Raw genomic sequence first — 22,375 nt, forward strand, 5'->3', positions numbered from 1 at the left:
GGGCACCATCATTCAAATATGTTCTTTGATCCCAACAGCCTGCTTACCCGGAACTTCGTGATGATGGCGGCAGCGGGGCTCGTATGATTCCGATGCACCCACAAGGATGATCGGCTCATCATAGGAGGCCGGCTCCCCATCTATCAATCGCTGTGTCCTGCTGGCAGGTGATCCGCACACTTCACACACAGCCTGCAGCTTAGTCACCGATTCTGCAAGCGATAATAGAACAGGCATAGGACCGAATGGTTCACCTCTGAAATCTTGATCGAGTCCAGCCATGATCACTCGATAACCGCTGTCCGCAAGATGCTGGGCAACCCCGATAATTTCATGATCAAAAAATTGCACTTCATCTATTGCAATGATATCCAGGGGCTTGTCCAAATACTTAAAAATATCCGTTGAATGGGCAATCGGTTTTGCCATCACAGAAGAGCCATTATGTGATACGACAGCCTCTTCCGCATAGCGATTATCAATAGCTGGTTTAAATACAGCTATTTGCTCTTTAGCAAATTGAGCACGGCTGACTCGTTTAATCAATTCCTCAGATTTACCTGAAAACATGCTTCCGCAAATTAGCTCGATCCAGCCTGTTTGTTTCATTACATACATGGAAACAGCTACTCCCTTCCACCTGTCGATCCCTTGGCCATAATTGAAGTCGACCCGGCTTTATAAAAATTCTTACTTGTTTATGGAAAAGAAAAAACAGGCAAGAAAAATACTTGCCTGTTTTTTAAAAAGTCCGGCTTATTTAATACCGTATTTTTTGTTGAAACGATCAACACGTCCGCCAGCTTCAGCGAATTTTTGACGACCAGTATAGAATGGATGGCACTCTGAACAAGTCTCAACTTTGATCTCTTCTTTAACTGAACCAGTTTCAAAAGTGTTTCCGCAAGAGCAAATTACTTTTGAAAGCTTATAATTTGGATGAATTCCAGTTTTCATTCTTTTCAGCTCCTTATGCCCTGAATCATTCGAAACAGAGTTATATACTTCAAGTTGAGGGAAAAGCACCCTCACATTTATTGTAAAAACACATGAACTCATTATAACAACTTAAGACTAGTTGTGCAACTGTTTGTTTCTTACAGGGTTTAAGAACGTTTTACGCTCGCTGGCCCCTTTTTCATTTCTGACATCTCTTCATCCAGCTTACTGAAAAATTCTTCATTACCTTTTGTCTGTTTTAGACGGCGAAGGAATTTCTCCGAGAAATCAGGTGAATCTGACATCGTTTTCCTAATGGCCCATAGTTTATCCAGGCGATCTTTCGGAATTAACAATTCTTCTTTACGAGTGCCTGAGCGACGAATATCGATAGCCGGGAAGATGCGTCTTTCGGCAAGGGCACGATCTAAATGCAGCTCCATATTGCCCGTACCTTTAAATTCTTCATAAATGACATCGTCCATTCTTGAACCCGTATCTACCAATGCTGTAGCAAGGATCGTCAGGCTGCCGCCTTCCTCGATATTCCTCGCCGCACCGAAAAAGCGTTTTGGACGGTGGAATGCAGCAGGGTCAATACCCCCTGATAGTGTACGCCCGCTCGGCGGAATGACAAGGTTGTAAGCACGGGCAAGTCGAGTGATGCTGTCCATTAAAATGATGACATCCCGTTTATGCTCCACAAGGCGCATGGCTCGTTCTAACACCAGCTCAGCCACCTTGATATGGTTTTCCGGCACTTCATCGAAAGTTGAACTTACCACGTCTCCTGCGACTGAACGTTCAATGTCTGTCACTTCTTCCGGGCGTTCATCGATCAACAGTACAATCAATTCCGATTCGGGATGGTTTGTGGTTATCGCATTGGCAATTTCCTTGATGAGCATCGTTTTACCGGCTTTTGGCGGTGCGACTATCAGACCACGCTGCCCAAAACCGACCGGTGCCAGGACATCCATAATCCTGGTCGATAAGTTCTTCGGTGTCGTTTCCAGTTTAATTTGCCTGTTTGGATACAGCGGTGTTAAACCTGGAAAGTGGACACGCTCTTTAGCTGATTCCGGATTATCGCCATTGACTGCTTCAACATGCAGCAATCCATAATAGCGCTCGTTTTCTTTTGGAGGCCTTACCTTACCGGACACTTTATCTCCATTTCGCAAATCGAATCTGCGGATCTGTGAAGCAGAAATATAAATATCCTCCGAGCTTGGAGAATAATTAATTGGACGCAGGAAACCGAAGCCCTCTGAAGGTATGATCTCTAAAACGCCCTCCATGAATAGGAGACCATCCTGCTCAGCTTGTGCTTTCAGGATAGCGAAAATAAGTTCCTTTTTTGAAAGTTTGCTGTAATAGGAAACTTTATATTCACGGGCGTGCTCATATAGATCCTTTAGTTTCATGTTTTCTAAATTAGAAATAGTTAAATTCATTATGACACCACACTTTTATTAATTAAACGTTTTCACCCATACTGAAAAAGAAATGGTTTGTTAGATGGAAGAAAAACCGCAATCCATGTACCCGACCAGAGTTTTCTTAGAAAGGATGATACATTTTTACATGTAAAGAAGAAAATTATTTGAAGGCTTCTTGAAGTTTGGAGTGAAAGGGCAGATTTTAAATTATTAATAGTAGACCAAGCTTTATTTTACTTTTTTTATTTTAATTATTCAACTTAAATTTTTTTAAAGAGAAAGCGAGCGATGAAACCGCTCGCTTTTTAAAAGTGATTTTTCTAAAAAACGCTATCAGTCAATCAAACCATTCGGTTTAATCTTAAGACTGTGACGCCCGTCAATGAATCGAACGGTACCAGATTTAGCACGCATGACCACGGATTGTGTTTCACCGTAATGCCCTTTAAATTGTACACCGCGTAAAAGTTCTCCATCAGTCACACCTGTTGCAGCAAAAATTGCGTCATCTCCGCGAACAAGGTCTTCCATTCTGAGGACTTTTCCTAAATTAAGGCCCATTTTTCCACAGCGTTCCACTTCTTCATCACTATGAGGAACGAGCTTACCCTGAATTTCCCCTCCAAGGCATTTCAAGGCAACGGCTGCAATAACTCCCTCTGGAGCCCCGCCAGATCCGAATAAGATATCAACACCGGTAAGATCGAAGGCCGTATTTATGGCTCCCGCTACATCTCCATCGTTGATCAACTTGATACGTGCCCCCGCCTCACGAAGTTCATGAATGATCTTCGAATGACGATCACGGTTCAATACTGTTGCAACCACGTCTTGGATATCTTTATTCTTTGCCTTGGCTACCGCTTTCAGGTTGTCCAATACGGAAGCATTGATATCAATCTGACCAACAGCCTCGGGTCCGACAGCTATTTTATCCATATACATATCCGGGGCATGCAGCAAGTTCCCCTTATCGGCTATCGCCAATACAGCCAATGCATTCCAGCCGCCAGATGCAACGATGTTCGTTCCTTCCAAAGGATCAACAGCAACATCCACTAGCGGCCCAAGACCAGTACCAAGTTTTTCGCCAATATAAAGCATTGGCGCTTCATCCATTTCCCCTTCACCGATTACAACCGTTCCTTGCATGGGAATAGTATTGAAAACATCCCGCATTGCAGTTGTTGCTGCATCATCTGCTTCGTCTTTCTTTCCTCTTCCCATCCAACGAGCTGAATTCAGTGCCGCCGCCTCTGTTACGCGGACAAGCTCCATCGATAAACTTCTTTCCATTTCCGGTTCCCCCTCATGTACACTAGCATGATTTATTTATATATTAGTATAACACATTATATCATATATAGTAACACAATGAGGTAACAAGAAAAGGGATCAGCTTTTAAGCTGCTCCACTTCTTCTTGCGTCATTTCTTCACGCCAAATCGTCGCTCCCAAACCCGAAAGTTTTTCAACAAGATGGCTATATCCGCGATCTATATGTTCAAGCCCGGTCACTTCCGTAATCCCTTCAGCCATTAATCCGGCAATTACAAGAGCCGCTCCAGCACGTAAATCGCTTGCCTTCACTTTTGCCCCATGAAGTTGGACAGGACCATCGACGACGCCTGCTCTGCCCTCGACTTTGATCTTCGCATTCATGCGTCGCAGTTCATCAATATGCTTAAATCGTGCCCCGTATATCGTATCGGTCACCATGCTAGAACCGCTTGCTTTTGTTAAAAGGGAAGTGAAAGGTTGCTGAAGATCTGTTGGGAATCCAGGGTAAACCAATGTCTTGATATCAACGGGTTTATATTTTTCTCCCGGTGAGACAAATATCTGGTCATCACCCGCTTCAATATTAATCCCCATTTCCCTTAATTTAGCAGTCAATGACTCCAAATGCTGGGGAATGACATTATCGATCAGAATCCCTTCACCAACAGCAGCGGCTAAAATCATGAAAGTACCGGCTTCAATCCGATCCGGTATGATCGTATGCTTGCACCCATGCAAACTTTCCACACCATCAATACGAATGATATCCGTTCCTGCACCCTTTATTTTCGCTCCCATATTGGTCAACAGTGTAGCAACATCAATGATTTCCGGTTCTTTCGCAGCATTTTCAATCACAGTGCGGCCTTTGGCCAAAACGGCGGCAAGCATTATGTTGATCGTTGCTCCAACACTAACGACATCCAAATATATGCGTGCTCCCCGAAGCTCGTCCGCCCTAAGGTAAATGGCTCCTTGTTCATTCGTCACTTGAGCGCCTAGTGCTTCGAACCCCTTAATATGCTGATCTATCGGACGGGGTCCTAAATGGCAGCCTCCAGGCAAGCCGATTACTGCCTTTTTGAATTTACCAAGCATTGCCCCCATCAAATAATAAGAGGCACGTAACTTCTTGACCCTTCCATTGGGAAGAGGCATTGAAATCATCCTGCTTGGGTTGACTGTCATTTCTCCTTCATCAAAGGATACCTCACCGCCAATTTCCTCCATTAACGCTTTCAGCATCTGTACATCCGAGATATCAGGCAGGCCTTCAATCGTTACGGGAGAGTCCGCTAAAATTGTTGCCGGAATAAGGGCAACCGCACTATTTTTTGCTCCGCTGACACGAATGCTTCCCTTTAAAGGATAGCCACCGGCAATTTTAAGTTTTTCCATAATAAACTCCCTTCCACGCTAAGCACTTAGAAGCTACTTTCAAAAGTAATATTTTACCACAGGAAAATTGCATAATCCGACAACATTTACTATCTAGTTCTTTAGTTTACACAAAAGTAGAAAATTCATGTAAAAAAAAGATAAAAATTTCTAATTTATGTTAATTTTGTTAAAAGGGTGCAATCTATAGCGACTTAGCGGCAAGGCATTATGCTTCAGTGCGTGAATTCCAATCATTCAAGAAAGCTTCAATCCCTTTATCCGTTAATGGGTGGTGGAATAATTGCAATAAAACTTTATAAGGGATCGTTGCAATATGTGCCCCTTTAAGAGCCGCTTCTGTAATATGCATCGGATGGCGGATGGAAGCTGCAATGATCTCAGCGTTGATATCATGGATCGCAAATATGTCAGCAATATCCGAAATTAAATCCAAACCATTTTGGCCGATGTCGTCCAAGCGTCCTAAAAATGGCGATACATAAGTTGCTCCTGCCCTAGCTGCCAATAAAGCTTGGTTGGCACTGAAAATAAGCGTGACATTAGTTTTGACACCTTGTTTTGTAAGTGCTGAAACAGCCTTCAGGCCGTCTGGGGTCATTGGCACTTTAATCGTGATATTAGGTGCAATAGCAACGAGTTCCTTGGCTTCAGCCATCATTCCTTCAAAATCAAGCGCAATGACTTCAGCAGAAACGGATTCCTTAACAAGGCTTGTGATTTCTTTTAGCCGGTCATGGAAAGAAACGCCCTTTTCTCTTGCAACAAGGGATGGGTTAGTCGTAACACCTGCTAAAACGCCAAGTTCGTGCGCTTGTTTGATTTCTTCCATGTTTGCTGTATCTATAAAGAATTTCATAAAATATCCTCCGTATGTAATCGATTTTTTACTTCCCTATATGCCTCTGAATTCTAATTGTTCTAAAAATGGAGCCCGGATTCAGCCCTGCATCTAAAAGAAACCATTAGGGGGGAGCCCCCCAATGGGAATATTGCCTTTATCATCCTACATTTAAAGGGATGGAACCCTTATGTTACGTTTCTAAATTATGCTTTGCCGTTTGAACCGAATTCACGTATTTTGCCGATTACAGTTTCTTTAATCGCTTCACGGCCAGGTACCATGTATTTACGAGGGTCGTACACTTCGGAATCGTTATTCAAAATTTCACGAACCGCTTTTGTGAACACAATTTGATTTTCCGTATTCACATTGATTTTTGATGTTCCAAGAGAAATCGCTTTTTGGATATCTTTCGTAGGTATGCCTGTACCGCCATGAAGAACAAGAGGTTTGTTCGTTAAATCCCGTACTTCTTCCATTTCTTTATAGCCTAGGTTAGGTTCACCTTTGTATGGTCCGTGAACGGATCCCAAAGCTGGAGCAAAACAGTCGACATTCGTTTCTTTAACTAACTGTTCACATTCTTGAGGGTCTGCATATACGACTCCATCAGCGATTACATCATCTTCTTGTCCGCCAACCGTGCCCACTTCCGCTTCAACCGAAACATTCCGTGCGTGAGCGAATTCGACAACCTTCTTGGTTGTTTCGATATTTTCTTCGATCGGATGATGTGAAGCATCGATCATTACTGAAGTGAATCCGGCTTCGATAGCTTCCTTACATTTATCAAAACTTGAACCATGGTCAAGGTGAATCGCCACAGGAACAGTGATTTTCATGTCTTCCAACAATCCTTGAACCATCATGACAGTCGTTTTAAAACCACCCATATGACGGGCAGCACCTTCGGAAACTCCAAGGATGACTGGAGATTTTTCTTGTTCTGCAGCAGCTAAAATGGCTTGAGTCCATTCAAGGTTATTGATATTGAATTGACCTACTGCATATTTTTCATCAAGGGCTTTATTCAGCATATCTTTCATAGAAACTAAAGGCATTTGATTTCCTCCTACTAGTGGATGTTATGATTTTTAAAGTTAATTCTTTCTAGATATTCCCTAAAACCAAAGTAGCATACGCTTATAAATCAGAATATCTCTCCTCTTTTAGCATATCAATACATCAAAAAAACAGCAACAATTAGCACTATTCCATGCCTCAAATTTTATTCCAAAAAAACACGGCTCATCTAAAAAAAGATAGCCGCAGCAATTACCCCGTCAATAATATTAAATTTTCAAGACCGTTAACTTGATTGAATCGGTAAGTATTCTCGAACGGCCTTTCTAATATCATCAATATCAAACGGCTTTGCAAAGTGTGTCATTGCCCCTAAATCCTTTGCTTCCTGAATCATATCAAGTTCACCATATGCCGTCATGATTATGACCCGGATGTCCGGATCGACGACTTTCATCCTTTTCAAGATCTCAATGCCATCCATTCCCGGAATCTTCATATCCAGCAATACAAGATCAGGTGAATGATTATTTAGCACTTCCAAGGCTTGAATGCCATTAGCCGCTTGAAATGTTTCATACCCTTCTTTATGTAAAACCTCGTTCAATAAAATACGAATCCCGAATTGATCATCAACAATCAATATTTTCCCTGGCATTTTATCACCTCTCCGCTTCCCGATTCATCAATAAAATATATTAGCCTATTCGGCCATATTACCCGAAAAAGGGTAGTTACATAGATTGCGTTAAATCACTTTAGGTCCAACGCATTTATTCCTTCATGATTTCTATGTTCATATTCGATAATTGTAACAAAATTCCTGCTATATGGCTAAAAGGAATTTTAATTTTTTTGTTTTTTCGACCGATTTAGTAAATTCAGCCCTTTGGATCAAAAGCCCTGAAACCTGTCAATGCATAGGAAAGTCCTTTATAATAAGTATATTATTTTTTAAAGGAGTCCCTGATCATGTTAAAAATTTTCTCGACACAGATAAGCGGTTTATTTAAAAAAATGATTGAAAATGAGGCCTTTGAAATGGAGGATGCCGGACGCTTGCTCGCTCAGGCTGCGGTTGGGGACGGTTCTGTGTTCATTCACGGTTTTGGTGAAATGCAGGGCGTCACTGCCGAGGCTTTGAATGGGGCAGAACCCTTTCCTAAGGCAAAAAGATATGAATCAGGAGAAACTTTTTCCAGAGAAGATCGATTTCTTATATTCAGCCGCCATTCGGACGATTCAGAGGCATTGATGCTGGCAAAACAACTCAAGGAAAAAGATATACCATTTGTTGCAGTTTCTACATCCGTCCCTTCTGAAGAAGATTCTCTTTTGGAGTTGGCTGACGTTCATATTGATTTACGTATCCAACGGGGATTGATTCCCGATGAAACTGGAAATCGATATGGGTACCCTACCCTCATTGCCGCTCTTTTCGCTTATTATGGGATTAAATTCACTCTTGAAGAAATCATAAAAGAATATGAAGATGAAGAATGATATCTTCATCCTAAACAAAAAAAACAGCCTCATGGGCTGTTTTTTTTATTAAAGATTTTTACCGTACTTTAATGACATACCGACAAAGTCACGGAATAGCGGCTGCGGACGGTTAGGACGCGACGTGAATTCCGGATGGAATTGAGAAGCCACAAACCAAGGATGATCTTTTAGTTCAACGATTTCAACTAGACGACCATCTGGACTTGTACCGGAGAACACGAATCCTGCCTCTTCCATAGCTTGACGATAGTGGTTATTGAATTCATAACGGTGACGGTGACGTTCATAAACAACCTCGTCATTATACGCTTCGTATGCTTTAGTTCCTTCGATAAGCTTACATGGATACAGACCAAGACGCAGTGTTCCGCCCAAATCTTCTACATCCTTCTGCTCAGGAAGAAGATCGATGATTGGATCTGGAGTATCTTCCTTAATTTCTGCTGAATGTGCTTCTGGCAATCCCAGGACGTTGCGTGCATACTCAATGGACGCCAACTGCATGCCTAAGCAAATTCCGAAGAATGGTTTTTTTGTCGTGCGGGCAAATTCGGTCGCTGCAATTTTCCCTTCAATTCCACGATCTCCAAATCCGCCAGGGACAAGGATTCCATCTGCATCTTGAAGAAGTTCAGCAACATTTTCTTTAGTTACGTCTTCGGAATTCACCCAGTCGATTTCAACATCTGCATCAAATGCGTAACCAGCATGCTTAAGTGCTTCCACTACAGAAAGGTAAGCATCTTGCAATTCAACATATTTTCCGACTAACGCGATTTTCGTTTTCTTCGATAAAGAAGTAACCTTTTTGACTAGTTCCTTCCAATCTTCCATATTCGCTTCGCCACAGTCCAATTGCAAGTGATCACAAACGATTTGGTCCATATTTTGTGCTTGAAGCGCAAGAGGAATGGAGTAAAGTGTATCCGCATCAAGACATTCGATAACAGAATTTTTATCGATATCGCAGAATAAAGCGATTTTATCCTTCATATCTTGTGAAATCGGGCTTTCTGTACGTGCAACGATGATATTTGGCTGAATGCCAAGACTGCGTAATTCTTTTACACTATGCTGTGTCGGTTTTGTTTTCATTTCACCAGCAGCTTTGATGTAAGGAACCAGTGTACAATGGATATACATAACATTATTGATGCCGATATCACTCTTGATTTGGCGAATCGCTTCAAGGAATGGAAGAGACTCGATATCCCCTACAGTACCGCCAATTTCAGTGATGACTATATCGGCATTCGTTTCATTACCTGAACGGAAAACGCGTTCTTTAATTTCATTCGTGATATGGGGAATGACTTGAACCGTTCCACCTAGATAATCGCCACGGCGTTCTTTCCTCAGGACGGTTGAATAAATTCTGCCTGTAGTCACATTGCTGTGTTTTCCAAGGTTGATATCAATGAAACGCTCATAGTGCCCTAAATCCAAATCCGTTTCAGCACCATCATCCGTTACAAACACTTCACCATGTTGATATGGACTCATCGTACCAGGATCCAAGTTGATATAAGGGTCAAACTTCTGGATCGTAACATTCAATCCCCTATTTTTTAATAATCTACCTAAAGAAGCGGCCGTTATCCCTTTTCCCAAGGAAGAAACTACTCCACCTGTCACAAAAATATATTTTGTCATCTTATATCCTCCTATAGAATGTTTTCTTCCAATTCTGTTCTTCACATCATTAAATCGGAACCTGAATCGAATCTTCCGCCACATGAGCGGTTAAAAGCTAAAAACCGTAAACCAGTACAAACCATTAATCACTTAAAGGTCTTTAGTGAGAGTCATGCAGGATACATGAACAAGAATAAATTTCCTTAAATGACGTAAACATAAATATGTTCTCTATAGTTTTTACAATTCTACGAGAAATCATTTTTAAAAATAAAAAAATGATGTCATTTATTCATTCCATCATTAAAAACAAAAACGCTCCGCTTACAATAAAAGTAAGGGAGCGATATAATTTAATCATTGTGTCCTTTTTTAAGGAGCCCAAAAATGATTCTACAAATTTCGCCTCAAAAAGTCAAGGGCGATTATTTATTTCTCATCCTCTTCATTCAAGTCATCTTCGTCTTCATCTTCGTCCTCATCATCTTCAAGGACAAATGCATCATCTTCGATTATTTCTTCTTCCAGATCGTCGTCATCATCCACGTCATCATCCAAAAGCACTTCGTCGATGACTGGAGAACCTAGAATATCATCATCGTCGTCATCTTCATCCTCGTCCAGATCATCGATATCTTCTTCAAAGTCAAGGTCTTCGTCTTCAAGTTCATCGAAATCGTCGATAACGACAGCTGCCTTTTTGGCTTTCTTTTTCTTTTTAGGTTTTACAACATGTACGACTTCTTCTTCGATTTGGTCAACCGGGTACCATGTTTTCAATCCCCAGCGATTGTCTCCAAGTGAAGTGAAACGGCCATCCACATTTAAATCCGTATAGAATTGTGCAATTTTCTTTTCCACTTCCGCTTTAGATAAATGGTGCAGCGAAGCTAATTCACTTATTAAGTCTTTAAATGGAATCGGTTCATTTCTTTCCACTAACAAATCATATGCCATCTCTATTAAGGACATTTCCAACAATTGCTCTTTTGAGTATTGTTTTAAACTCAAATTCCGCACTTCCCTTCTCTATTCAAACACTGAATTCCGTGTTTTTTCACATAAAAAAATAATCTAAAACAGTAGTTCGATAAAATAACGACAATTCCTGCTAGACATATACTCCATTATAAACAATCTAAATGGGTTTATGCTAGTTCTATATGATACTTTCACACATTTACCTTATTGTCTATCATTCACAGGAAACCAAAAGGTAAATATCATTCCTTTTTCTTTTTGGATTTCTGACGATATGCTGCCGTAAAAAAGACAACCGTCAGGATAAAAAAAGAAATGGCACCCAATTGATGCTCATACAGCTCAAATAAAAAAATGATGGCAAGAATGTAACCTATGATTAATCCAATCATTTTCAGGTTCATTTTCTCAACTCCAATAGGGCTGATTCTTCATTTTTGCCCCTTTTCCAAATAATTATAAGGTAAAATCTTCATTTTGTTAAAAAAGAGGGGAATTATTAAAAAAAGAGGCCCCTAAACGTTCGGAGCCCCTTCTTGGTTTACATATTCCTTCGATATTGACCTCCTACATCATATAGCGCCCTCGTTATCTGCCCCAGACTGGCCACTCTCACACAGTTCATGAGTTCGGCAAAGATATTTTCCCCATTCATGGCTGCCAATTTCAGTTTAGTTAGCGCCTCATCCGTGAACTCTTTATTTCTTTCCTGGAATGCCCGGAGATTCATGATTTGCCCTTCCTTTTCTTCCTTCGTTGCACGGGCAATTTCCATGCTGTTCACCGCTTCTTCGGAAGGAGGATTAGGATTCAAATACGTATTGACACCAATGATCGGCAATTCTCCCGTATGCTTTTTCATTTCGTAATGCATCGATTCATCCTGGATTTTCCCGCGCTGATACTGCGTCTCCATTGCACCCAGGACACCGCCTCGATCGTTGATGCGATCGAATTCTTGCAGTACGGCCTCTTCAACCAGATCCGTCAATTCCTCTACGATGAAGGCACCTTGCATCGGGTTTTCATTTTTTGAGAGACCATGCTCCTTTGTAATGATCATTTGTATGGCCATTGCCCGGCGCACGGATTCTTCGGTAGGCGTCGTAATGGCTTCATCGTACGCATTAGTATGCAGGGAGTTACAGTTGTCCTGCAGTGCCATTAAAGCCTGAAGCGTCGTTCTGATATCATTAAAATCAATTTCTTGCGCATGAAGGGAGCGCCCAGAAGTCTGTATATGGTATTTGAGCTTCTGGCTACGGTCATTCGCACCATATTTATCCCTCATGACAGTCGCCCAAATCCTTCTTGCCACCCTCCCGATAACCGTATATTCCGGGTCGAGCCCATTTGAGAAGAAGAACGACAAATTCGGAGCAAAGTCATCAATATTCATTCCGCGACTTAAATAATATTCGATGTAAGTAAAGCCATTCGCTAATGTAAAAGCCAGCTGCGAAATGGGATTGGCACCCGCTTCTGCAATGTGATAGCCGGAAATGGATACAGAGTAGTAGTTCCTGACTTTGCGATCGATGAAATATGCTTGAATGTCCCCCATTAACCTTAAAGCAAACTCCGTAGAGAAGATGCATGTATTCTGGCCTTGGTCCTCTTTCAGAATATCCGCTTGAACAGTTCCGCGTACCGTTTGAAGGGTATAAGCCTGCACTTCTTCAGCTTCGGCATCAGTAAGGGGACGGCCTAACTCTTCTTCTTTCCGTTGAATCTGCTGATCGACTGCAGTATTCATATACATGGCCAAAATGATTGGTGCCGGTCCATTGATGGTCATGGAAACAGATGTTGAGGGGTGGCAAAGGTCAAAGCCTGCATACAGCTTTTTCATGTCATCCAACGTACAGATGCTGACTCCGCTTTCCCCTACCTTTCCATAGATATCAGGCCGGTGATCAGGGTCCTCACCATATAAAGTTACAGAATCGAAAGCCGTACTAAGCCGTTTAGCAGTATCATCCTTTGACAAATAATGAAAACGCCTGTTGGTTCGGTCGGGCGATCCTTCACCGGCAAATTGCCGCTTCGGGTCTTCCCCTTCACGCTTGAATGGAAAGACTCCAGCTGTGTAAGGAAAGAAGCCCGGAACGTTTTCACGGAATACCCATCCTAAGATCTCACCATAATCCACATATTTAGGCAGTGATACTCTCGGAATCATTAAACCTGATAAACTTTTGGTTTTCAGCTTTGTGACGATTTCTTTATCCCTGACTTTCGTTACAAACTGCTCCCCTGCATACTTTTCTTTTAAATCCATCCATCCAGAAAGGATTTTTTTAGATTCAGGTGATAAATTCAAAGCGGTTTCCTTTTTCAGTTTTTCTAAAGAAGCCACCATATCGTCGTTGTTATCATTTTCCTTAATTGCATCAATTGCTCCTTCAAGCTGGAAAAGCCTCCGGGCAATACGTACTTGTTCAGCCGCACGCTTATGATACGATCTGACCGTATCACTGATTTCACGTAAATAATACCGACGGTCAGTAGGAATGATGACATTTTGCTTGTAAACATCCGCTTCTTTCGAAAAGGCCGTACTCCAAACCGTCCCTGATTTTTCATTAAGCTTTTCAATCAGTGCAGCGAATAATGCATTGGTGCCTGGGTCATTAAATTGGGAAGCGATCGTACCGTATACTGGCATTTCTGATGGATCTTGATCAAAAAGTGTACGGCTTCTTTGGTATTGCTTTTGAACTTGGTTTTTTGCATCCTCGGAGCCTTTGCGCTCGTATTTGTTAATGACAATCAAGTCTGCATAATCAATCATATCGATTTTTTCAAGTTGCGAAGGAGCACCGAATTCACTCGTCATTACATACATGGATACATCGCATATTTCGGCAATTTCTGCATCTCCCTGACCAATTCCGCTCGTTTCAACGATGATTAAATCAAAGCCAGCTGCCTTCACGACTGAAATGGCATCTTTTATCGCCAAAGACAACTCACTTTTTGAATGGCGCGTGGCTAGGCTCCTCATATAAACACGCTCTGAAAAGATCGAGTTCATTCTGATCCTGTCACCAAGCAGGGCACCGCCCGTTTTCTGTTTGGTCGGGTCTACAGATAGAATGGCGACTCTCTCGTCTGGAATTTCGTTAATGAACCTTCGTATCAATTCATCAGTCAATGAACTTTTTCCAGCGCCGCCAGTCCCTGTAATTCCTAGAACGGGAACCTTCTTTTCGGAAGTCTTGATCTGCTCAAAAAGACTCTCCACCGCTGCCGCTGATTCCTGTGAAACATCGAGTCTATTTTCGGCAAAGGTAATAAATTGGGCAATGGCATTTGTTCCCCCGGCAATCAATTCATTAAAACGTTCCTGTAAAGATGGTTTGACTGTCGAGAAATCACACTCCTCCATCAATACGTTTATCATTCCTTGAAGCCCATATTCCCGCCCTTCATCAGGCGAAAAGATACGGGCAATCCCATAATCATGCAGTTCTTTAATTTCCCTTGGGATGATGACCCCGCCGCCGCCGGCAAAAATCCGAATGTGCTCGGCTCCCTTTTCCTTCAGCAGGTCATACATATATTTAAAATATTCCACATGTCCGCCTTGGTAAGATGACATGGCTATGCCTTGAACATCTTCCTGGATGGCCGCATTCACGATCTCTTCTACCGAACGATTATGACCTAGGTGAATAACTTCTGCCCCGCTGGACTGAAGGATTCTCCTCATTATATTGATGGATGCGTCATGTCCATCAAATAAACTCGAAGCTGTGACGAATCTAATATGGTTCTTCGGTTTATACACCTCAACTGTACTCATATAGCTCCTCCTTATTGAAACTTATTTATATCAGTGCTTTTTGGAACCCGATACATTTTGAATCAATAATTGCGTCTGCAGTTCAACATACTCTTGAAGCGTATACTGTTTATGCAAAGCCCATCTTCTAAAACTCCACATCTGTCCCTGAACGAAAATGTTATGTGAAACAAGGCTTATTTGTTTTTCCGTTAACGAGAGCTCCCCATTCTCGACACATTTCGTTATCACTTTTTCGAACATGCCAACCATCCGAATTTCTTTGTTCAGAACATATGGTAAAGCATCTTTCGTCAGGGCCTTCACTTCCTGATACATGACCAACACTTCGTCCTGCATATCATCCATCACTTTATAAAAATAGGCGATCGTCAGCTTCAAACTTTCAAGTGTCCCATCACTCTGTTCTATTTCTTTCTGAAGCTTTTCCTGGACTTCATCATAGATAAAGTCACAAACGAGATATAATATATCTTCCTTGGTTCGGATATACTCGTATAACGTGCCAATACTAAAGCCTGCAGCTTTGGCAATTTCCCTGGTAGTCGTACGGTGAAATCCCTTTTCCTTAAAAAGGGTAACCGCTCCTTTAATCATTTGTGTACGCCTTTTTTCAACCAGCCGCTCATCCTTTACAGATGCAAGAACCTCTCTTTTTTCCATTTCCAAACCCCTTTTGAAAGCCCATTATTCAATTATCAAAGACATTCTGAAGAAATTGAAAAGGGAATTCCGGTAAAGGCAGTGCCTCATCGGAAAACCTCAGTTTCAACCTTATTTAGTAACCATTCGTGAGATGACCAGTTTTTGAATTTCCTGTGTACCTTCGTAAATCTGGGTTATTTTCGCATCGCGCATATACCGCTCCACTGGATAATCCTTTGTATATCCATAACCCCCGAAAACTTGCACGGCCTCCGTCGTCACTTTCATTGCTGTATCCCCAGCAAAAAGTTTGGACATCGCCGACTCTTTTCCATAAGGTAGGCCCACTGATTCCAACCACGCAGCCTGATAGGTTAATAGCCTTGAAGCCTCAACACCCGTTGCCATATCCGCCAATTTAAAACCGATTCCTTGCTGTGCAGAAATTGGCTTGCCGAATTGGACGCGCTCTTTTGCATAACCAACCGCGGCATCCAACGCACCTTGGGCTATGCCTACAGCCTGGGCTGCAATTCCATTACGGCCGCCATCAAGCGTCATCATCGCAATTTTAAAGCCTTCCCCTTCTTTACCAAGGAGATTTTCTTTAGGCACCCGACACTCATCAAAGATGATTTCCGTGGTCGGTGATGAACGGATTCCAAGCTTCTTCTCTTTTTTACCAACACTGAAGCCTGGGAAGTCCTTTTCAATGATAAAAGCACTCGTTCCTTTTTGTTTCGATTCAGGGTCCGTCAATGCAAAGACGACATATGTATCCGCAATCCCGCCGTTCGTAATGAAGATTTTTGAACCGCTGATAACATATTCATCACCTACAAGCTTTGCAGTCGTTCTCATCCCGCCTGCGTCTGAGCCTGAGCTAGGTTCAGTCAGTCCGTATGCACCGATTTTTTCACCCTGTGCCATCGGGCGAAGGTATTTTTGCTTTTGTTCTTCAGACCCAAATTTATATATTGGCCATCCTGCGAGCGAAGTATGGGCTGATAAAGTCACCCCAGTGGATGCGCAAACGCGGGAAAGTTCCTCAATCGCTATGCAATATGCTAAGTAATCACTGCCAATTCCGCCGTATTCCTCAGGCCACGGAATCCCAGTCAATCCAAGCTCAGCCATTTTATCGAAGATCTCACGGTCAAATCGTTCTTCTTCATCCCTCTCGGCAGCAGTCGGAGCCACCTCATTCTGGGCAAAGTCGCGCACCATTTTCCTGATCATTTCATGTTCTTCCGTTAGTTTAAATTGCATGAATATGCCCTCCAAATTTTTCGTAATTATAGATTCTTACTGATGACCATTCTCTGTATTTCGCTGGTACCCTCATAAATTTCAGTTACCTTTGCATCCCTGAAATAGCGTTCGACCGGATATTCCGTTGTATATCCATAGCCTCCGAACACTTGGACTGCTTCAATCGCCACATCGACAGCCGTCCTCGAAGCGAATAGCTTAGCCATTGCCGCCTCTTTACCGCAATTCAATCCCTGCGAGCGTAAATAAGCCGCCCGATAGACCAGTAGCCTTGAAGCTTCTATGCCCGTTGCCATTTCGGCCAGTTTGAAACCAATTCCTTGTTGTTGCGCAATAGGTTTGCCGAATTGCACCCTGCCTTTTGCATATTGGACAGCATGTTCCATGGCACCCTCAGCAATTCCCAGCGCTTGAGCGGCAATCCCGATCCTTCCAGCGTCCAAGTTGGCCATTGCGATCTTAAAGCCTTCACCTTCTTTGCCAAGGAGATTGGCTGTAGGGACTTTCATATCCTCGAACGTTACCTGCACGGTGCTTGAGCCATGAAGGCCCATTTTACGTTCATCTTTACCGATGATTAAGCCTGGCGTCCCTTTTTCTACGACAAAAGCGGAGATTCCCTTGCTTCCCTTCTGAGGGTCGGTTGAAGCAAAAACAATAAACACATCCGCTTCCCCGCCATTGGTGATAAAAACCTTGGACCCATTTATTCGATATTCTCCGCCTTCCTTGACTGCCACTGCCTTCGATTTCAAACTCGCAGCATCGGAACCTGAGCTTTGCTCAGTCAAGCAAAAGGCGCCTAAATATTTACCAGCGGCTAACTTAGGCACATACTTTCGCTTCTGCTCTTCCGTTCCAAAATAAACGATTGGATTTGTTCCAACAGAAGTATGAACGGACAGTATGACACCGAGAGTGGGACTTACTTTGGAAATCTCATTGATGGCAATGATATAAGACATGAAATCCATACCCGCGCCACCGTATTCTTCTGAAATCGGAATTCCCATCAAACCAAGCTCACCCATTTTTTTCAGAATCGCTTTTGGAAACACGCCTGTTTCCATTGCCTCGATATGAGGAGTGATCTCATTCTCCGCAAAAGCGCTTACCATTTTCCGCATCATTTCCTGTTCTTCTGTAAACTTGAAATCCATCCTTCATCCCTCCATAGCTGCACATCTTTCCATGATTAGTTATATTCGTAAAAGCCACGTTCTGATTTCTTGCCTAGCCACCCAGCTTTTACATATTTCCTTAACAGCGGACACGGTCGGTATTTATCGTCTCCCAGCCCTTGGTGAAGGGTTTCCATTATATACAAGCATGTGTCTAGCCCAATGAAGTCAGCTAGCGTAAGCGGGCCCATCGGGTGGTTCATTCCCATTTTCATTACGTCGTCGATCGCCTCTTTAGTAGCGACGCCCTCATATAGTGTATAGATGGCCTCATTGATCATCGGCATTAAAATCCGATTAGCTACAAAACCTGGAAAATCATTGACTTCCACCGGTACCTTGTTCAAGGATTCAGCCATCTTTTCAACTTCTTTATAAACTTCATCCGATGTAGCAAGGCCTCGAATGATCTCAACCAGCTTCATGACCGGAACGGGGTTCATAAAGTGCATGCCAATTACCTTTTCCGGCCTTTTCGTGGCAGCGGCTATCTCGGTAATCGGAAGCGAAGAAGTATTGGATGCAAGAATGACGTGTTGCGGTGTGATTTCATCCAACTCGGCGAATATTTTTGTTTTTATTTCCATGTTTTCCACCGCAGCTTCAATCACTAAATCTACCGCAGCCGCATTTTTCAAATTAGTCGATGGAGTCAACCGGGAAAGGATTGCATCTTTCTCCCCGGATTCCATTTTCCCTTTTTCAACCTGCCGGGAAAGGTTCTTGGTAATTGTCCCTAACCCCTTTTCTACATATTCATCTTTTAAATCGTGTAAAAGAACTTCATAACCGCTCATTGCACAGACCTGGGCAATGCCAGATCCCATCTGTCCCGCACCAATGACCATCACCTTTTGAATGCCCATGAAAATCCCCCCTCATTTATCTATGAAACTATTATCCTTGCTTAGGCACTTCAATTAAAATGGCATCTCCCTGACCGCCGCCACTGCAGATCGCTGCGATGCCCAATCCCCCTCCGCGGCGTTTCAGTTCATGCATCAGCGTAATGATGATGCGGGCACCACTTGCCCCGATTGGGTGACCTAATGCTACAGCCCCTCCGTTTACATTCACTTTTCCCGGCGCGATGTTGGCAATTTTCCCACTGGCCAGTGCAACCGCTGCAAATGCTTCGTTCACTTCAAACAAATCAATTTCCTCTATCGATTTACCTGTCTTCTTCAGGAGTTCATTTATGACCAAACCTGGCGTTTTAGGGAAGTCCTTTGCTTCCACTGCCACTTCTGCATGAGCTAAAATATAGGCAAAAGGCGTTTTCCCTTCTTTTTCCGCACGTTCCTCACTCATCAGTACGAGTGCACCTGCCCCATCATTGACACCTGGTGCATTACCTGCCGTAATGGTCCCCTCATTATTGAAAGCTGGACCTAATTTAGCTAACTTACCGGCAGATGTATCTTTTCTTGGCGCTTCATCATGTTCGATGGTAATTGGTTCGCCTTTTCGTACCGGCACCTGTACGGAAATGATTTCTTCTGCAAGAATACCGCCATCGATTGCCTTTATCGCCTTTTGATGACTCTCGTAAGCCCAGCTATCTTGTTCCTCACGGGTGATTTCAAGATCATCGGCAGTACTGTTTCCGTAAGTCCCCATATGGACGCCCGTAAAACTGCAGCTAAGTCCATCCGAAATCATAGTATCCTTCAGTTCCCCATCACCCATCCTTAGGCCCCACCTTGCTTTCTGAAGGATATAAGGCGCATTGCTCATCGATTCCATTCCGCCGGCAACAATGATTTCCTCTTCACCTAAGCGAATGATCTGATCAGCCAATGTGACACTGCGAAGTCCTGATGCGCATACTTTATTAATGGTTTCCGTTTTCACTTCCCAAGGCAATCCAGCATGACGGGCTGCCTGGCGGGACGGTATTTGGCCTTGTCCTGCTTGAAGCACATTCCCCATGATGACCTCGTCTACTTGGCTGCCTACAATCCCTGCCCGAACAAGTGCCTCTTTGATTGCTAATCCACCAAGTTGTGATGCCGTCAAACTGCTAAGGCCACCGCCAAATTTACCAAAAGGTGTTCTCACACCGCTAATAATCACTGTTTTCGCCATCATTATTTCCCCCTATAAGTAACATTGATTGAACGCTCGCTCAATTTGGAGTTAAAAAAATAGTGTTGTAAGCGCTTAATAATATATTATATTACACATTTTTCTCAAAAATGAAAATATTTAGTTTATAAATATTTGAAAATATTGCCTGCTTCCATTTGATCCAACCCATTTGGAAGAAGCAGGCAATTCCATTATAAATTAAGAGGCAATCGATTTATTTTCACCAATGACCGCTTTTTCTAGTAGTTCAGCTACATCATACGTTTTAACATTTTCCTCAACTTCTTTTGCTTTCGTCCCATCAGATAGCATGGTCAGGCAATAAGGACACCCTGAACTGATCACTGTTGGACTGACGGCTAGCGCTTGTTCGGTACGGGCCACATTAATGCGGTTTCCTGTTTCCTCTTCCATCCACATCAAGCCGCCTCCAGCTCCACAGCACATACCCTTCTCTCGGTTACGCTCCATCTCAATAAGTTTCACACCATCAATGGATTGCAAGATTTCACGCGGCGGGCTGTAAACTTCATTGTACCTTCCCAAGTAACAGGAATCGTGAAATGTAATCGTCTCATTCACCGGGTACTGAGGCACCAACCTGCCTTCACTGACAAGTTTGGCTAACAGTTCAGTATGGTGATACACTTCCGCTTCCAAGCCAAAATCCGGATATTCATTCTTAAAGATATTGTATGCATGCGGATCGATCGTCACGATTTTCTTAATTTCATTCTTCTGGAACTCTTCTATATTTTTCATTGCAAGCTCCTGAAAGACAAACTCATTACCCAATCGACGGGGAGTATCCCCTGAGTTTTTCTCCTTATTTCCGAGAATTGCAAATTTGATGCCCGCTTCATTCAATAATTTAGCAAAGGAAAGGGCAATCTTCTGGCTACGGTTATCGTACGATCCCATTGAACCTACCCAGAATAAATACTCGAATTCTTCGTCTGCCTTTTTTAATTCCTTTACGGTAGGGACACTGACATCTTCCCGAAGGCTTCGCCAATCTTCCCTCTCTTTACGGTTCAGTCCCCACGGGTTTCCTTGACGCTCAATATTCGTCATGGCACGTTGCGCATCAGGATCAAGTCTGCCCTCTGTCAACACTAGATAACGGCGCATATCGATGATTTTGTCGACATGTTCATTCATTACCGGGCATTGATCTTCACAATTCCGGCATGTGGTACAAGCCCAAAGTTCTTCTTCCGTAATGACTTCGCCAATCAGGCTCGGACTGTAAGCCTCGGTTGCTGCAGCAGATTCCTGCGCCCCCTGCGCGGCACCAGCCAAAGCTATCTTATTTCCCTTCGTATTTCCAAAAACAAAAGATGGCACCCATGGCTGCTTCGTTGTAACGGCAGCGCCTGTATTTGTTAAATGGTCACGCATCTTGATTATGATATCCATCGGTGACAGCATTTTACCGGTACCTGTAGCCGGGCACATATTCGTACAGCGCCCGCACTCCACACAGGCATAGAGGTCCACCATTTGGTACTGCGTCAAATCTTCGATATATTTGGCACCGTAATATTGATTGCCTTCTTTGTCGAAAACCTCTTCTTCCAAATCAACCGGTTTCAATTTCCCCGGATTGTCCAGTCGATTCAGGAATACATTTATCGGACCGGCAATCAAGTGAGCATGCTTAGATTGCGGGATATAAACAAGGAAAGATAATATGATCAGTAAATGCAGCCACCAAGCTACATAAAAAACGACTGTCGCCGCTGTTGTCCCCATCCAGCCGAATAGGAAAGCGATGCTTGATGCGACAGGCTCTGACCAAGTCGCATCGTGTCCATGCCAGATCATCCCCATTCCATTCCCCAGTAATACGGTGATCATGATACCGGTGATGAAGATGACAACCAAACCTGCTTTGAAATCCCTTTTCAAGCGAACGAGCTTTTCGACATAACGGCGGTATGCCGCCCATAGAATTGCAACAAGAACGGTAAGCGTCACAATCTCCTGGAAGAAAGTAAAGGCCGGATAAACAGGGCCAAACGGTAAGTGCCACCCCGGTCTTAAGCCTTTAACGAAAAAGTCAAGTGCACCAAATTGCACTAAGATGAAACCATAAAATAACATGGCATGAATGATCCCGCTCTTTTTATCTTTAAAGAGCTTCTTCTGTCCAAATACATAAACCCCGATTTTAACAAGACGATCTTTCACACGGTTATCGAATTCCACTTTTTTGCCAAGTTTTATATAAGCTATACGGGTCTTTATCAAGTAGACAAACAAACCGGCGGCGTAAGCGGTTACAAGCAGGAATGCAACTAAGTTGATCCACAGTAAACCATTCATT

19 protein-coding genes are annotated in these 22,375 nt (G+C 42.9%); 1 reads left to right on the top strand and 18 read right to left on the bottom strand.

Annotation, left to right across the window (positions count from 1 at the left end; translation table 11 throughout):
* Positions 1 to 12 precede the first annotated feature (12 nt).
* The 8 genes from MKY17_RS27205 to MKY17_RS27240 all read right to left on the bottom strand — a co-directional run bounded on the left by MKY17_RS27205 (position 13) and on the right by MKY17_RS27240 (position 7,585).
* Positions 13 to 618, bottom strand: a complete 606-nt coding sequence (locus tag MKY17_RS27205) for a thymidine kinase (RefSeq protein WP_034315845.1) — start codon at positions 616 to 618, stop codon at positions 13 to 15.
* 138 nt (positions 619 to 756) lie between these two features.
* A complete protein-coding gene (gene rpmE / locus MKY17_RS27210; protein ID WP_034315847.1) occupies positions 757 to 957 on the bottom strand; it encodes a 50S ribosomal protein L31 in 201 nt (66 codons plus the stop codon).
* A 149-nt stretch (positions 958 to 1,106) separates the two neighbouring features.
* Positions 1,107 to 2,396, bottom strand: a complete 1,290-nt coding sequence (rho, locus tag MKY17_RS27215; RefSeq protein ID WP_034315849.1) for a transcription termination factor Rho — start codon at positions 2,394 to 2,396, stop codon at positions 1,107 to 1,109.
* Between the two features lie 318 nt (positions 2,397 to 2,714).
* Complete coding sequence (glpX, locus tag MKY17_RS27220) at positions 2,715 to 3,677, bottom strand: class II fructose-bisphosphatase (protein WP_098370200.1); 963 nt, start codon at positions 3,675 to 3,677, stop codon at positions 2,715 to 2,717.
* A 99-nt stretch (positions 3,678 to 3,776) separates the two neighbouring features.
* A complete protein-coding gene (locus tag MKY17_RS27225) occupies positions 3,777 to 5,060 on the bottom strand; it encodes a UDP-N-acetylglucosamine 1-carboxyvinyltransferase (RefSeq protein ID WP_098370201.1) in 1,284 nt (427 codons plus the stop codon).
* Positions 5,061 to 5,268: 208 nt separating this feature from the next.
* Positions 5,269 to 5,919, bottom strand: coding sequence for a fructose-6-phosphate aldolase (gene fsa / locus MKY17_RS27230; protein WP_098370202.1), 651 nt, complete (start codon positions 5,917 to 5,919; stop codon positions 5,269 to 5,271).
* A 188-nt stretch (positions 5,920 to 6,107) separates the two neighbouring features.
* Positions 6,108 to 6,965 (bottom strand): class II fructose-bisphosphate aldolase, encoded by an 858-nt coding sequence (locus MKY17_RS27235; RefSeq protein WP_098370203.1) that lies wholly within the window; start codon positions 6,963 to 6,965, stop codon positions 6,108 to 6,110.
* A gap of 248 nt (positions 6,966 to 7,213) precedes the next feature.
* Positions 7,214 to 7,585 carry a response regulator gene (locus MKY17_RS27240; RefSeq protein WP_034315860.1) on the bottom strand — a complete coding sequence of 124 codons (372 nt, stop codon included), beginning with the start codon at positions 7,583 to 7,585 and terminating at the stop codon, positions 7,214 to 7,216.
* A 314-nt stretch (positions 7,586 to 7,899) separates the two neighbouring features.
* Between MKY17_RS27240 and MKY17_RS27245 the strand changes: the two genes are divergently transcribed.
* Positions 7,900 to 8,430: a DUF2529 domain-containing protein gene (locus tag MKY17_RS27245; protein ID WP_098370204.1), complete on the top strand. Its 531-nt coding sequence runs from the start codon at positions 7,900 to 7,902 to the stop codon at positions 8,428 to 8,430.
* Between the two features lie 48 nt (positions 8,431 to 8,478).
* Here MKY17_RS27245 and MKY17_RS27250 read toward each other — a convergent pair whose 3' ends face one another.
* The 10 genes from MKY17_RS27250 to MKY17_RS27295 all read right to left on the bottom strand — a co-directional run bounded on the left by MKY17_RS27250 (position 8,479) and on the right by MKY17_RS27295 (position 22,374).
* The gene (locus MKY17_RS27250; RefSeq protein WP_098370205.1) at positions 8,479 to 10,086 is read right to left on the bottom strand and encodes a CTP synthase; all 1,608 of its coding nucleotides are present in this window, start codon (positions 10,084 to 10,086) and stop codon (positions 8,479 to 8,481) included.
* Positions 10,087 to 10,497: 411 nt separating this feature from the next.
* Positions 10,498 to 11,079 carry a DNA-directed RNA polymerase subunit delta gene (gene rpoE, locus MKY17_RS27255; protein ID WP_098370206.1) on the bottom strand — a complete coding sequence of 194 codons (582 nt, stop codon included), beginning with the start codon at positions 11,077 to 11,079 and terminating at the stop codon, positions 10,498 to 10,500.
* 212 nt (positions 11,080 to 11,291) lie between these two features.
* The gene (locus MKY17_RS27260; RefSeq protein ID WP_155726484.1) at positions 11,292 to 11,453 is read right to left on the bottom strand and encodes a hypothetical protein; all 162 of its coding nucleotides are present in this window, start codon (positions 11,451 to 11,453) and stop codon (positions 11,292 to 11,294) included.
* A gap of 137 nt (positions 11,454 to 11,590) precedes the next feature.
* Positions 11,591 to 14,857, bottom strand: a complete 3,267-nt coding sequence (gene icmF / locus MKY17_RS27265) for a fused isobutyryl-CoA mutase/GTPase IcmF (protein WP_141992318.1) — start codon at positions 14,855 to 14,857, stop codon at positions 11,591 to 11,593.
* Positions 14,858 to 14,887: 30 nt separating this feature from the next.
* Positions 14,888 to 15,520: a TetR/AcrR family transcriptional regulator gene (locus MKY17_RS27270; RefSeq protein ID WP_098370208.1), complete on the bottom strand. Its 633-nt coding sequence runs from the start codon at positions 15,518 to 15,520 to the stop codon at positions 14,888 to 14,890.
* A gap of 111 nt (positions 15,521 to 15,631) precedes the next feature.
* On the bottom strand, positions 15,632 to 16,771 hold the full coding sequence (locus MKY17_RS27275; RefSeq protein ID WP_098370209.1) for an acyl-CoA dehydrogenase: 1,140 nt from the start codon (positions 16,769 to 16,771) through the stop codon (positions 15,632 to 15,634).
* Positions 16,772 to 16,797: 26 nt separating this feature from the next.
* Positions 16,798 to 17,934, bottom strand: a complete 1,137-nt coding sequence (locus MKY17_RS27280) for an acyl-CoA dehydrogenase (protein ID WP_098370210.1) — start codon at positions 17,932 to 17,934, stop codon at positions 16,798 to 16,800.
* 35 nt (positions 17,935 to 17,969) lie between these two features.
* Positions 17,970 to 18,821, bottom strand: coding sequence for a 3-hydroxybutyryl-CoA dehydrogenase (locus MKY17_RS27285; RefSeq protein ID WP_144549273.1), 852 nt, complete (start codon positions 18,819 to 18,821; stop codon positions 17,970 to 17,972).
* Positions 18,822 to 18,852: 31 nt separating this feature from the next.
* Positions 18,853 to 20,043, bottom strand: coding sequence for an acetyl-CoA C-acetyltransferase (locus MKY17_RS27290; protein WP_339201154.1), 1,191 nt, complete (start codon positions 20,041 to 20,043; stop codon positions 18,853 to 18,855).
* Positions 20,044 to 20,244: 201 nt separating this feature from the next.
* A complete protein-coding gene (locus MKY17_RS27295; RefSeq protein ID WP_144549593.1) occupies positions 20,245 to 22,374 on the bottom strand; it encodes a (Fe-S)-binding protein in 2,130 nt (709 codons plus the stop codon).
* Position 22,375: the final 1 nt, after the last annotated feature.

Source organism: Peribacillus sp. FSL P2-0133 (assembly GCF_037975445.1).
Classification (GTDB): domain Bacteria; phylum Bacillota; class Bacilli; order Bacillales; family DSM-1321; genus Peribacillus; species Peribacillus simplex_E.

What these genes read in the sequence shown, in the direction of transcription:
- MKY17_RS27290 (WP_339201154.1), bottom strand. Translation starts at nt 20,043, where the DNA reads ATGGCGAAAACAGTGATTATTAGCGGTGTGAGAACACCTTTTGGTAAA.
- MKY17_RS27250 (WP_098370205.1), bottom strand. Translation starts at nt 10,086, where the DNA reads ATGACAAAATATATTTTTGTGACAGGTGGAGTAGTTTCTTCCTTGGGA.
- MKY17_RS27260 (WP_155726484.1), bottom strand. Translation starts at nt 11,453, where the DNA reads ATGAACCTGAAAATGATTGGATTAATCATAGGTTACATTCTTGCCATC.
- glpX (WP_098370200.1), bottom strand. Translation starts at nt 3,677, where the DNA reads ATGGAAAGAAGTTTATCGATGGAGCTTGTCCGCGTAACAGAGGCGGCG.
- icmF (WP_141992318.1), bottom strand. Translation starts at nt 14,857, where the DNA reads ATGAGTACAGTTGAGGTGTATAAACCGAAGAACCATATTAGATTCGTC.
- MKY17_RS27225 (WP_098370201.1), bottom strand. Translation starts at nt 5,060, where the DNA reads ATGGAAAAACTTAAAATTGCCGGTGGCTATCCTTTAAAGGGAAGCATT.
- fsa (WP_098370202.1), bottom strand. Translation starts at nt 5,919, where the DNA reads ATGAAATTCTTTATAGATACAGCAAACATGGAAGAAATCAAACAAGCG.
- MKY17_RS27275 (WP_098370209.1), bottom strand. Translation starts at nt 16,771, where the DNA reads ATGCAATTTAAACTAACGGAAGAACATGAAATGATCAGGAAAATGGTG.
- rho (WP_034315849.1), bottom strand. Translation starts at nt 2,396, where the DNA reads ATGAATTTAACTATTTCTAATTTAGAAAACATGAAACTAAAGGATCTA.
- MKY17_RS27245 (WP_098370204.1), top strand. Translation starts at nt 7,900, where the DNA reads ATGTTAAAAATTTTCTCGACACAGATAAGCGGTTTATTTAAAAAAATG.
- MKY17_RS27285 (WP_144549273.1), bottom strand. Translation starts at nt 18,821, where the DNA reads ATGGGCATTCAAAAGGTGATGGTCATTGGTGCGGGACAGATGGGATCT.
- rpmE (WP_034315847.1), bottom strand. Translation starts at nt 957, where the DNA reads ATGAAAACTGGAATTCATCCAAATTATAAGCTTTCAAAAGTAATTTGC.
- MKY17_RS27235 (WP_098370203.1), bottom strand. Translation starts at nt 6,965, where the DNA reads ATGCCTTTAGTTTCTATGAAAGATATGCTGAATAAAGCCCTTGATGAA.
- MKY17_RS27295 (WP_144549593.1), bottom strand. Translation starts at nt 22,374, where the DNA reads ATGAATGGTTTACTGTGGATCAACTTAGTTGCATTCCTGCTTGTAACC.
- MKY17_RS27270 (WP_098370208.1), bottom strand. Translation starts at nt 15,520, where the DNA reads ATGGAAAAAAGAGAGGTTCTTGCATCTGTAAAGGATGAGCGGCTGGTT.
- MKY17_RS27240 (WP_034315860.1), bottom strand. Translation starts at nt 7,585, where the DNA reads ATGCCAGGGAAAATATTGATTGTTGATGATCAATTCGGGATTCGTATT.
- MKY17_RS27280 (WP_098370210.1), bottom strand. Translation starts at nt 17,934, where the DNA reads ATGGATTTCAAGTTTACAGAAGAACAGGAAATGATGCGGAAAATGGTA.
- MKY17_RS27205 (WP_034315845.1), bottom strand. Translation starts at nt 618, where the DNA reads ATGTATGTAATGAAACAAACAGGCTGGATCGAGCTAATTTGCGGAAGC.